The sequence below is a fragment of the Niallia circulans NBRC 13626 genome (genome assembly GCF_001591585.1).
GTDB lineage: Bacteria > Bacillota > Bacilli > Bacillales > Cytobacillaceae > Niallia > Niallia circulans.
Genome location: NZ_BCVE01000009.1, coordinates 150,703 through 162,571 on the forward strand (window position 1 = coordinate 150,703; position 11,869 = coordinate 162,571).

At 35.9% G+C, this 11,869-nt stretch carries 13 protein-coding genes; 2 read left to right on the forward strand and 11 right to left on the reverse strand.

The window, feature by feature from the left end:
• Positions 1–27: 27 nt before the first annotated feature.
• The 5 genes from BCI01S_RS13440 to BCI01S_RS13455 form a co-directional block, all read right to left on the reverse strand.
• Positions 28–906 (reverse strand): helix-turn-helix transcriptional regulator, encoded by an 879-nt coding sequence (locus BCI01S_RS13440; protein WP_061799131.1) that lies wholly within the window; start codon positions 904–906, stop codon positions 28–30.
• A gap of 552 nt (positions 907–1,458) precedes the next feature.
• The gene (locus tag BCI01S_RS26220) at positions 1,459–1,584 is read right to left on the reverse strand and encodes a hypothetical protein (protein ID WP_095258636.1); all 126 of its coding nucleotides are present in this window, start codon (positions 1,582–1,584) and stop codon (positions 1,459–1,461) included.
• 93 nt (positions 1,585–1,677) lie between these two features.
• The gene (locus tag BCI01S_RS13445) at positions 1,678–4,110 is read right to left on the reverse strand and encodes a heavy metal translocating P-type ATPase (RefSeq protein ID WP_172885245.1); all 2,433 of its coding nucleotides are present in this window, start codon (positions 4,108–4,110) and stop codon (positions 1,678–1,680) included.
• Between the two features lie 83 nt (positions 4,111–4,193).
• On the reverse strand, positions 4,194–4,400 hold the full coding sequence (copZ, locus tag BCI01S_RS13450; RefSeq protein ID WP_047942331.1) for a copper chaperone CopZ: 207 nt from the start codon (positions 4,398–4,400) through the stop codon (positions 4,194–4,196).
• Positions 4,401–4,412: 12 nt separating this feature from the next.
• Positions 4,413–4,763, reverse strand: coding sequence for a metal-sensitive transcriptional regulator (locus BCI01S_RS13455; RefSeq protein ID WP_061799138.1), 351 nt, complete (start codon positions 4,761–4,763; stop codon positions 4,413–4,415).
• Between the two features lie 119 nt (positions 4,764–4,882).
• Here BCI01S_RS13455 and BCI01S_RS13460 point away from each other — a divergent pair, with 119 nt between their 5' ends.
• The gene (locus tag BCI01S_RS13460; protein WP_061799140.1) at positions 4,883–5,530 is read left to right on the forward strand and encodes a GntR family transcriptional regulator; all 648 of its coding nucleotides are present in this window, start codon (positions 4,883–4,885) and stop codon (positions 5,528–5,530) included.
• A gap of 35 nt (positions 5,531–5,565) precedes the next feature.
• Here the strand turns inward: BCI01S_RS13460 and BCI01S_RS13465 are convergent, their stop codons facing one another.
• A complete protein-coding gene (locus tag BCI01S_RS13465) occupies positions 5,566–6,015 on the reverse strand; it encodes a MarR family winged helix-turn-helix transcriptional regulator (RefSeq protein ID WP_061799142.1) in 450 nt (149 codons plus the stop codon).
• A 153-nt stretch (positions 6,016–6,168) separates the two neighbouring features.
• On the opposite strand from BCI01S_RS13465, the gene BCI01S_RS13470 reads away from it, so the two are divergent.
• Complete coding sequence (locus tag BCI01S_RS13470; RefSeq protein ID WP_061799144.1) at positions 6,169–7,629, forward strand: MFS transporter; 1,461 nt, start codon at positions 6,169–6,171, stop codon at positions 7,627–7,629.
• Between the two features lie 61 nt (positions 7,630–7,690).
• Here the strand turns inward: BCI01S_RS13470 and BCI01S_RS13475 are convergent, their stop codons facing one another.
• The 5 genes from BCI01S_RS13475 to BCI01S_RS13495 form a co-directional block, all read right to left on the reverse strand.
• Positions 7,691–8,458 carry a MerR family transcriptional regulator gene (locus BCI01S_RS13475; protein ID WP_061799149.1) on the reverse strand — a complete coding sequence of 256 codons (768 nt, stop codon included), beginning with the start codon at positions 8,456–8,458 and terminating at the stop codon, positions 7,691–7,693.
• Positions 8,459–8,697: 239 nt separating this feature from the next.
• Positions 8,698–9,411 carry a GntR family transcriptional regulator gene (locus BCI01S_RS13480; RefSeq protein WP_047942337.1) on the reverse strand — a complete coding sequence of 238 codons (714 nt, stop codon included), beginning with the start codon at positions 9,409–9,411 and terminating at the stop codon, positions 8,698–8,700.
• A 247-nt stretch (positions 9,412–9,658) separates the two neighbouring features.
• Complete coding sequence (locus BCI01S_RS13485) at positions 9,659–10,384, reverse strand: DsbA family oxidoreductase (RefSeq protein WP_047942338.1); 726 nt, start codon at positions 10,382–10,384, stop codon at positions 9,659–9,661.
• 137 nt (positions 10,385–10,521) lie between these two features.
• The gene (locus BCI01S_RS13490; RefSeq protein ID WP_047942339.1) at positions 10,522–11,118 is read right to left on the reverse strand and encodes a nitroreductase family protein; all 597 of its coding nucleotides are present in this window, start codon (positions 11,116–11,118) and stop codon (positions 10,522–10,524) included.
• 150 nt (positions 11,119–11,268) lie between these two features.
• On the reverse strand, positions 11,269–11,802 hold the full coding sequence (locus BCI01S_RS13495) for an NADPH-dependent FMN reductase (RefSeq protein WP_095258633.1): 534 nt from the start codon (positions 11,800–11,802) through the stop codon (positions 11,269–11,271).
• Between the last annotated feature and the right edge of the window lie 67 nt (positions 11,803–11,869).

The following is an 11,869-nucleotide window of genomic DNA, read 5'->3' on the forward strand; positions in this document are numbered from 1 at the left end:
TTGTGTACTATTCTAACCTGTTAAAATTTAGTCTATGATCCCCTTCTTTCTTAGGGCTGAAGGAGTTATACCAATGTGCTTTTTAAATACCTTGCTAAAATATTGACTACTATTCATCCCAATAAAACTAGCAACTTTCGTAATCGGTATATCTGTTTGTGTAATAAGCATTTTCGCTTTCTCTATTCTAATCTTGGTTAAGTATTCAATGATGGTACATCCCATTGACTCCTTAAAAATTCGATGGATATAATTAGGGTGAAGATGAGTAATCGCAGATAGATGCTCTATTCTTATATCATAATCATAATTCTCATGAAGATATTCAATTACCTTTTTTAAATATAGATTCGATAGCTGTGTGGATTCATTTTTAGCTTGAACTACATTTCTTGCAATAAGTAATAATAACTGGGTAAAAATTATATGAACCATTAAATAATTGTCGCTTGTATCATTCATCTGACTGTCTAACTCCAACACTAGATTTCTTAATGAGTGAAAAACACCGTTTCTATCTTTCAAAAAATGATAGGCCTCTTTCATTACTAGTAATTCTTGTAATTCTTTGCTTTCTTCTGCAAGCTCATTAATAGGAGGAAATGTACGATTCATTTCAGTTAATGCAAATTCCAAATTCAACATTCTACAAGGCTTATTTTTTTCAACAATCAAACGGTGGGGTACTTCACTATCAATAAAAATAAATTGATGCTTTTTCATTTGAAAATCTTGCCTTTCTACCTCCACCCGGCATTCACCAGATATAACATACATAATTTCCATAGAAGAATGCGTATGATTGGCCATATAAAATCCATCCCACTCTTTGAAGTAATAAGCAGTAACCTTAGGATGGTAACCTTTACTGCTACTAATTTGATATAAACTACCTGAGTTTATCATTATGTATTCCTCCCTCATTATTTTTTAAATAAAGAAGACAGACAGTTACCTTTTGAAGCTGTTTTTCTATGCTTATTAATTCTTTTTAATTTAAATCGCTAATTATTTCTGGAAAATTTTAAATTTTCCCTTTATCCTTATTTTTATCCTAACTTAAAAAAGGGTTAGAAAATAGAAAAGGCGGATATTTTTCTGTAGCGAAAAAAGAAAAGGCGAATCGCAAGCTAATTGTGAATAAAAATGGGAAGAACCAAAAAAGGTATACTGAAACGAAGCTTTCAGAAGAGGAAACAGCTAAGATTTACCATCAATCTAAGATTGATGAGAAGCCAGTTTTTAGATTCACAAACGCTATAGGCTTTTGAGAAATCCAGAGTTAAAAATAAAACTGGTTTAAGCATTAATAATCGCTGTGGGAAAATATTCCATTAATTAGGTGAAATTTTGCTAAAATTCCTTAAAGCAAGTAAAAAAAGTGAAATCACACCCGGCGACTTCACTTTTTTTTACTTAAAGAGACTTGTGTTCCAACCTCTTTATTTTAATCAAATTTTATTGCTTCTTATTTGTTGAAGTCCACTGGTTATCTGTTGCTGTTTTATGCTGCTTTTTACTTGTAACTTCTGTATTAGCAGTTGCCCATTGGTTATTTACTTCAGACTTTTTCTGCTTCGCCATTATTCATTACCTCCCGCTAGAAATAATTACGTACTATTCTAGTATGAGATAAAGTGGCAAAGATTATGAAGCAAACAGAAAATTGTTTTGCTCTTATAGTTTTAAACGCTGCAAGCGAAGAGCATTTAGTACAACAGATACGGAACTAAAAGCCATTGCAGCACCAGCAAGCCATGGTGCAAGCAAACCAATTGCCGCAATTGGTATACCAAGCGTATTGTAGCCAAAAGCCCAGAATAAGTTTTGTTTAATATTTGTTATCGTTTTTCTACTGATTAAGATACTGTCTGCAATTGCTTGTAAATCTCCACGGATAAGTGTAATATCAGCTGCCTCCATGGCAATATCTGTTCCTGTTCCAATCGCCATCCCGATATCCGCTAATGCTAGTGCAGGAGCATCATTGATTCCATCTCCAACCATTGCCACTTTTTTTCCTTGTTGCTGTAGTTTTTTCACTGCTTCTGCTTTTCCATCTGGCAATACCTCTGCAATGATATGGTCAATTCCTGCTTGTCGTCCGATGGCTTCCGCTGTTTGCTGGTTATCTCCTGTAATCATCATGACATCAATGTTCATCTGTTTTAATCGTTTAATGGCATTTTTAGAAGTTTGTTTAATTGTATCGGCTACAGCCAGCAGTCCAGCATATTTGCCATTAACACTTACAAGCATCGCTGTTTTCCCTTGGGATTCCAGGTCTTTCATAATCGGAAGAATTTTCCCGACATTTATCCGGTAACGATCCATTAATCGTCGTGTTCCGACTAAGAGTTCACGGCCATCCACATTTGCACGAATTCCGAAACCTGGGATTGCTTCAAAGTCAGCAGTTTCTCGCAGAACAATCCCTCGCTCTGTAATTCCTTTGACTATCGCCTCTGCAAGAGGATGTTCGGATTTGCTTTCCGCCGCTCCCACTAAAGAAAGTAATTCTTCTTCTTGCCATTCCGTTACTATATCTGTTAAGATTGGCTTTCCATTTGTTACAGTTCCTGTCTTATCTAATAAAATCGTATCAATTTTATGGGTCATTTCTAGGTGTTCTCCACCTTTAAATAATATTCCATATTCTGCAGCTCTTCCTGATCCAGCCATAATAGATGTCGGTGTCGCAAGCCCTAATGCACAAGGACAAGCAATAACTAAAACAGCGATCAGCTTTTCGAGACTTTCCGCAAAATCACCAGGTGTAATGATAAAATACCAGAAAAGAAAAGTAATCAGCGCAAGACTCACAACAATGGGCACAAAAATACCAGAAATATGATCGGCCAAACGCTGAATGGGCGCTTTCGAACCTTGTGCTTCTTCGACCACTTTAATGATTTGTGCCAGTGCGGTTTCTTTGCCAACCTTTGTTGCTTTTATTTTTAAAAAGCCATTTTTATTTATGGTGGCCCCTATAACAGTGTCCCCAGCCTGTTTATCAACTGGAATGCTCTCCCCCGTTAACATGGATTCATCAATGGCAGACTGTCCTTCGATAATTTCTCCATCAACAGGAATTTTTTCACCTGGTTTTACAAGCAGTATCTCACCAGCCACAACTTCTTCAAGCGGTATTTCCATTTGTTCTCCGTGGCGAATAACAACCGCTGTTTTCGCTTGAAGCCCCATTAGTTTTTTTATTGCCTCAGAAGATCTTCCTTTTGCTTTAGTTTCAAATAATTTCCCTAATAGAATTAAGGTAATCAAGATTGCACTTGTTTCAAAATAAAGCCCTGCAGGGTGGCCAGAATGTCCCAATGCTTCAAAGGATAAATAAACGCTATAAAAATAGGCAGCGGAAGTTCCTAACGCAACTAGAACATCCATATTAGCGCTCTTATTTTTCAATGCTTTATATGCCCCTACATAAAACTGCTTCCCGACAAAAAATTGAATAGGAGTTGCCAATGCCATCTGAACCCATGGATTCATCAATAAATCTGGGACATATAGAAAAGAAGTAAAGGAAAAGTGGCCCACCATTGTCCATAAAAGAGGCAGTGATAAAATCATCGAGAAGATAAATTTTCGTTTTTGTCTCTTAAATTCTGCTTCTTTTTGATTGATGAATGCTTGTTTTGATTCTTTCTTCGTTGCCCCATAACCAAGCTTTGTTACTTTACCAATTAGTTCCTCAGGTACAACAGTGGCTGGATTATATTCTACCGTGGCATTTTCTAAAGCCAGATTAACGGTTGCTTTATTCACCCCAGCCATTTTATTAAGTCCTTTTTCAATTCTTGTTGCACATGCTGCGCAGGTCATTCCTGAAATGTCTAATTCAATTTTTTCCGTAACAATTCCATAACCTAACCCTTCCACTTTTTCTTTAATTTCGCTTGGGGAGAGTTCATCCACCCTATATTTAACTGTCGCTTTTTCCAGCGCCAAATTTACAGTAGCATTCTCTACACCTTGCATTTTATTTAATCCTTTTTCAATACGAGTTGCACAAGCAGCACAAGTCATTCCCGTAATTTCAAAGGTTTGTTCTTTTACTTGCTCTTTCCTTTTCATAACACTTTGTTCCGCCATATCACAAAACTCCTTATACCTATATAGGGTATATTTTATTAAAAATAAAAATGTGCAAAAAAACAGCACATTTCCTCTTTAAATTACTTTACATCATAACCTTGCTCATCAATTGTTTCCTTAATCATATCTAGAGTTACTTCATTTGCATTGTATGAAACATCAACTAATCCTTCTTTTAAATGAACTTTGACAGCAGAAACTCCATTAAGCTCTCCTACGCTTCCTTCTACCGCTTTCACACAATGATTACAAGACATGCCCTCTACTGTTAATGTTACATTTTCCATTTAAAACACTCCTTATTTTTTCATTAATTTCTGAATAGTTGTTAAAACCTCGTCGACTACTTCCATGTCGCCTTCTTGGATACGTTCAACAACACAGTTTTTTAAATGTCCTTCTAATAAAATCTTTGCTACACTATTTAAAGCAGATTGAGTCGCAGAAATTTGTGTAATAACATCATCACAATACGTATCTTTTTCGATTAACCCTTTTATGCCTCTGATCTGGCCTTCAATCCGATTTAGCCTAGTGACTAAGTTTTGCTTTACTTTATCTGAATGATGACTTTTTCGGTCACTCGTAATATGGCAATTATCTATTCCTTGTTCCTTCTTCTCCAATAAGTCTCCCCCCCCTTCTTCCATATTCCACCTTATATTTATATCATACCCCCGTATCGTATAAATGTAAACAATAAAGTATGACAAAATAGTGAAAAATACTCTTTTTCCCTAATATAACCAAATTATGATATATTATTGCTATGAAAAATATTAGGCATATTCCTCGTCAATCATTAAGAGATCAAGTATACGAACAATTAAAATCAGCAATCATTCATCTTGAATTAACACCAGGGGAAAGAATTAACGATAAGGCACTGGCTGAACAATTTGGTGTAAGCAGAACCCCTGTACGAGAAGCAATCAAAAAATTGGAGGATGAAGGATTAATTGTAACTTCTCCAGGTTCAGAAACCATTGTCAGCCTAATAGAAGTAGACCAAGCAATGCATGCCTTAACAGTCGTTGCCGCCCTCCATGCATTAGCAGCTAAATTAGCTTCTATTACTTTATCTTCTACCGATGTCGAAAAAATGAAGGCCATTAATAACGAATTTGGTGAAGCACTCAAATCTGAGGATAAGTATAAAGCAATCCAAAAAGACGACCAATTTCATGCCGTTATTTTAGAAGCATCTCAAAATCCAGAAATAGTTATCGCTCTAGAACGACTTCTCCCTAAAATTCGGCGTTTAGAATTATTAAAATTTAATACTATCGCTGGGAAAAAGTCGATCAAACAGCATTACGAGATTATTACATGTATTGAAAAGGGAAACAAATCCCTGCTTCCAACCTTAATCGAGAATAATTGGCTAAGCTTGGTCGAATATTTAGCAGAAAAATGAAAGTAGGAGGGGAATTTTTTATTCCCCTCCTACTTTCATTTTTCCTTCTCTACCGTCACCATATTACTCATTAATTCTGGATAAATCTTCAATAGTAAGGAAAGTAATTGCTGCTCCTCTTCTTCTGTTAGATTTTTCGTCATCTCTTTATTTAATCTTTCTAGCACTTTTTGTATCTCTGGAAAAATGTTCAATGCTTTTGTAGTTGGATATAAATTATTGGCACGCCGATCGTTATCATCTGTATGCCTAACAATATATCCCACGCTTTCTAGATGTTTTACCGCTCTAGCTGTTGTTGCTTTATCAAATTTTAAAACAAAGGAAAGTTCGTCTTGATTAATTCCTGGTTTCGCAATAATTGTTTTCAAAAAAGCTTGCTGCCCACCATTTCCTAATTCATAAGGTTTTAATTCCTTGGAAAGGAATTTCTGATTCTGCCTGTGAATCATCGATACAATCCTTCCAATTGGTATATCGCTCATTATGTTCCTCCCCCCTCGGATAGTTTCGCTTCGGAAAGCGAACACTAAAATCACTGATTGTAGCATACAAAATAATAGTTGCCTGCGCAACTAACTTATTTTAAAATAAAGCAATAATAGTTGCTCATGCAACTAAATAAATGAGGTGATTATTTGCATACTTCTGTAACTGAAAATAAAAACGAAGGACATCAGCGCCGATGGCTCATTTTTATTGTTTTAAATATATTCACATTTATGGGGACGCTCGATGCGAGTATTGTCAATATTGCGCTTCCGACTATATCTAAACAATTAAGTCTTGCTTTTGCTAACTCTCAATGGATTGTGATTAGTTATTTACTAACCATTTGTACCGTTATCCTTTTTTTCGGAAAAATGGGAGACATATTTGGGAAAATCAAAGTTTTTAAATGGGGATCTGTTCTGTTTATTATTGGTTCTTTTCTTTGTGGCTTGAGTGGTTCGCTTGCTTTTTTAGTCTTTTCTCGAATTATCCAAGCAATTGGTTCAGCTATGACGATGGCAAATAGCCAAGGGATTGTGACAGAAATTTTTCCAGTTAAAGAAAGAGGAAAAGCCCTAGGACTTATTGGTACCTTTGTCTCTCTAGGAAGTATTACTGGACCAAGCTTAGGAGGAATTATTATTTCAAGTTTAGGATGGGAATACATATTCTGGATTAACATCCCCATTGGCGTTATTGCTATATCACTAGCATGGAAGACCCTGCCTAAGGATATAACACTAACTAAGACAAAAATCGATGTAGCAGGAAGTTTATTATTCAGCATTGCGATTATTCTCCTTATCGGCGGCTTACTGCTTGGTCAGCAATATGGCTACAACAACTGGATGATTATTGCTTCTATCCTAATCGGTTTGATTACATTCATCAGTTTTGTCATGGTGGAATATCGAAGAGAAAGCCCAATGTTAGAGCTCTCGATTTTTAAAAATCCACTTTTTTCTATTAGTATTTTTTGTGCATTTATCGTTTTTATTGCGAACTTCTGCTTTAATATCCTATCACCATTTTACACACAGGACATTCTTGGGATGTCTGCATTACATTCAGGATATATTCTGATGCTCTTTCCGATTACGATGGCCATTGTGGCTCCAATAAGCGGCTCGTTATCGGACAAAATTAGCGGTCAGGCCATTACTTTTGCTGGATTATTAGTAATGATTGCTGCTCAAATTGGACTAACATTCCTTCATGAAGGAAGTTCTATAACTCACCTTGCCTTGTGGATTATTATGCTTGGTGCGAGTTCGGGTCTCTTCCAATCCCCTAACAATTCGCTAATTATGTCAACCGTAGAGCGAAAGCAGTTAGGAATAGCTGGAAGCATTAATTCACTTGTTCGAAACTTAGGAATGGTTGTTGGTATTTCTCTTGCTACAAGCATCTTATTCTCTGTGATGAGCATGAAAGCAGGATACCGAGTAACTGCCCTGATTCCTGGTAGACCTGATATTTTTCTAAGCGGTATGCATGTAGTATTTCTTGTATCCAGCAGCCTTTGTTTCATTGGTTTGCTTCTCACCGGCTGGAGATATGCTGCATCGCACAAAGCGGATGAAAAAAAAGTTCGAAACGCTTCTTAATCGATAACTTGTTAAGAAAGCTCCTTGATTTTCATCAAGGAGCTTTTTCATTAACTAGCTATTAATCAGAATCCATACCGGTATAAATTAAAATAGCTTCGCGTAAAAACGCTGTCGTCCCTACTTGCACCTTATCATAATATGCCGTAAATCGTTCATCAGCAATATACATATCAGCAAGTCCTGCATGTGCCTCTTTCTTGTATTCTGGCCAATTGAAGGTTAGCCATTGGCGATGTAAATCAGCAGCATTCTGAGCAGCTTTCCCAGCAGGATTACCTTCTTTTAGCGCTTCTTTAAGAGTGGAAAAAAGCTTATTTTCTATCTCTATCATATTGCGGTAATCCTCTTCAGACATATTCATTAGTTTCGCATTAGATTGGTCGATAATTTTTTCGCCATACTTTTCTCGCAGTTCTTTCCCATACTTTGCTTCATTATCAGAAATCAGCTTATTCTTAAAGCCCTCGAACTTTTCTTTATCAGACATTGTCATACTCCCTTCTAATGTTTTCATCGTTTTCTCAACATTTTCAATCAATTGTATTAACTGTTTATGCTTTGCCAGAAGTTTTTCGTGATGCTCCTTTAACGCTTCTTTGACGTCAAAAGAAGGAGAAGCCATCATTTTTTTTATTGTTTCTAATGGAACATCTAATTCGCGGTAAAAAAGAATTTGCTGTAACCTATCTACTTCATTTGGTCCATAAATCCGATATCCTGATGAATTGATTCTCGCCGGCTTGAGAAGATCAATTTCATCATAATAGCGTAATGTTCGTGTGCTTACTCCAGCTAACTTTCCTAATGACTGTACGGTATATTCCATCTTTTCATCTCCTGACTATTCCATCATAAAAGATTAACGTAACGTTAATGCAAATTGTTTTTTTCATACTTGAACAAAAAAGCAGTTATCACATCGAAGGATAACTACTTTTTTGATTAAAGACAATCAATCTCTCATTTAATTAGTTAAGGAAAAAGATTTCGTCATTCCACCTTGTTTGTATCCAATGATATAAAAACAGACTAAATGAATTTTCCCTATAGTGTTGAGCCACCAATTTATCTTTTTAAATTTACAGTTGTTACTTCAAATTTGTCATAGCGGTGACGGGAAAAGGAATACTCAAATGGAACGCCATTGTTTAAATATCCTACATGCTCTACTTCTAGAATTGGATCATTTAATTCACATTCCAGATGTTCATGGTCCAATTCTGTTGATTTACATGCTCTTATTTTTCGATGGGAACCAGCTATGGTTAACCCTAATGTTTTGGTAATATGCTCATAAACCGATCCATATAACACTGCATCATTTAATCCCGAAATAACTGTCGTTGGCATATAAGTAATTTCTAAAACATATGGTTCACTTTTTACAGATCTTAATCGGATTAAATAATATACAGGTGTTTTAATATCTATCGCTAAGTGGGCTGCAACCTCCTCGGAAGGAAAATGGACTTCAAATTTAATAATTTTGCTTTCAATCTTTTCGCCATCCAATAGCTTGGAAAGTCCAGTTATTTCATTTGTTAACACATTTACTCTGCTAGCATGCAAAGCGGATTGAACTATAAAGGTTCCATGCCCTCTTTTTCGATAGAGCAGCCCTTCCATCACTAGTTTGTCCAATGCTCTTTTCATTGTCATTCTACTGCAAGAAAACTCTTTAGATAATGATATTTCATCCGGTATTGGATGATCCAATGGGTAATAATTTTCTTTAATTCGACGTTTTACTTCGACTGCAATTGCTTCATACTTGTTCATACACGAGCCACCTTAATTAAGAAGAAATAATTCTAAATATGTTATTTGTTATTTTAATTATAAACATTTATCTTTAAAAGTCTATACTTTAAAAACCAACCCTTAGTATATCTATTTATAGTATAGTACATTTTCTTATAAATCGTATACTTTTTTAAAAACGCTTTCAAAAAAATAACAAAGAGAGATAGCCATCTCTCATGCGACTATCCCTTGCTCTTTTTTATTTATTCTTATCAAATATGGGTTATTTCTTCGGAATTTCGCAGCCTTCATCTGTACAAATAGCACCTTCTGCATCAGTTCCTGAAAGATCTTGAAATTTAGGGGCTGGATGGTCTTCCTGCCACACTTGTTCAAGCACACGTTTGAAAGTCTCTGTAGGCTGCGCACCAGAAACAGAGTATTTTTGATTGATTACAAAGAATGGGACACCAGTTACGCCGATTTGGCTAGCAAGCGCTTCGTCTATTCGGACATCATTAGCAAAGCTTGTGGAATCAGCCAATACTTGTCTTAGTGCTTCCTCTTCCAACCCTACTGATTTCCCTATTTCCACCAAAGTATCTGGATCACTTATTAGTTTTCCTTCTGTAAAGTAGGCATGCAATAACTGCTCGGTTAGCTCTTTATCTTTTCCAACCGTTTTCGCATACTTTGTTAGTCGATGGGCATCAAATGTATTGGTAGGTTTCATATTATCAAAATCATATTTCAAGCCTGTGCTTGCAGCTTGACTTCCTACATTGTTATTAGCATTTTTTGCTTCTTCAATACTCATTCTGTATTTACCAGCAAGTACTTCATGAATACTTTTACCACTGTAAACTTCAGCATTTGGATCTAATTCAAAGCTCTTAAATTCTACTTCCACTTGATCTTTATAAGGAAATTGCTCTAAGGCAATCTCTAAACGGCGTTTTCCTATATAACAAAATGGACACACAAAGTCTGACCATACTTCAATTTTCATCATTTCACCTTCTTCATAATGATCCTATAATCCTATCACACCAACAGAAATATTACTTCTATTTTGCTTTAGGTAATGCTGCCCATCTCTTACTAATAGAAAAACCCCTGTTACAGGAGTCCTTCTGGTTATCTTGTTTATTTATATATTTTCACGCGATCCTCTAATGGTTTGAATTCTTTTTCTCCTGGTTCTGCTATTGGCTTGCCGAATGGCATTTGGGCAACAAGCTTCCAAGAAGAGGGTATCGACCATTCTCCTTGTACTGCCTCATCAATAAGTGGATTGTAGTGTTGTAAAGAAGCTCCGAATCCCACTTCCTCCAGAGCAGTCCAAATGACTAATTGATGCATGGCATTTGTTTGATTAGCCCAAACAGGAAAATTCTCAGCATATAAGGCAAATTGTTTTTGTAGTCCTTCTATCACTTCCTGATCTTCGAAGAACAAAATTGTTCCATATCCTGCTTTAAAAGAATTTATTTTTTCTTTTGTAGAAGAGAAATTCTCAGCAGGAACAATTTTTTCTAACTCACTTGCTGTCATATCCCATAGTTTATCATGCTGTTCCTGTAATAAAACCACCACTCTTGAACTTTGAGAATTAAAAGAAGAAGGCGTATGTAGCACAGCTTCATTTACTATTTCTTGGATTTTTTCATCCGACACAACAGCTTCTTTGCTTATACCATAATAGGAACGACGATTTTTTATTGCTTCTAAAAATGCACTCATTTTTTCCTCCAGTAAAAAATTTTTTCTTCTATAATATTACCCATTTGTCTTATTCTTAAAATGACTTCTAAAAAATTTTACAAGGCTTTATCTCTTCGATATTTCTCAAAAAAGAGAGTAATCTTTAAAAGGCTTACTCTCTGTACTGCATTATCCACGAATGGTTTTTAATGCAGTGCTCCAAGCGACTACTTGGTCAAGCATCGCATTCATATTTTCTAAATGTAGAGGTGCTGGTTTAAAGGTTGTAAAGTTCTCAAAATCTGTAAATAGTGAAAGGGTAGGATGAACGCGAACATCTGCAATATGTAATTCGCCCAGAATTCCTCTTAAGTGTTCTGCTGCACGTGCACCACCTGTGGATCCATAACTTACGATTCCTGCTGCTTTATTATTCCATGCTTCTCTTGCAGAATCTAATGCATTTTTTAATGCGCCAGAAATACTGTGATTATATTCCGCTACAACAAATACGAAGCCATCCAGGCTTGCTAACTTTTCATTCCATGCTGCAACATTCTCTTGTCCTTCAGCTGCACCTAAAAATGGTAAGTTAAATTCGGCAATATCAACGATTTCATATTCGGCATCGCCACGCTTGTCAGCAATTTCCTTTACCCATGCCCCAACTTGTGGACTTACTCTTCCTTGACGAGTGCTACCTAAGATAATTCCAATTTTCATCATCCAACCTCCAAATTTTAAAAATATTATTACATTTTTTATCCTAATACTGAGATTATTTAATTGC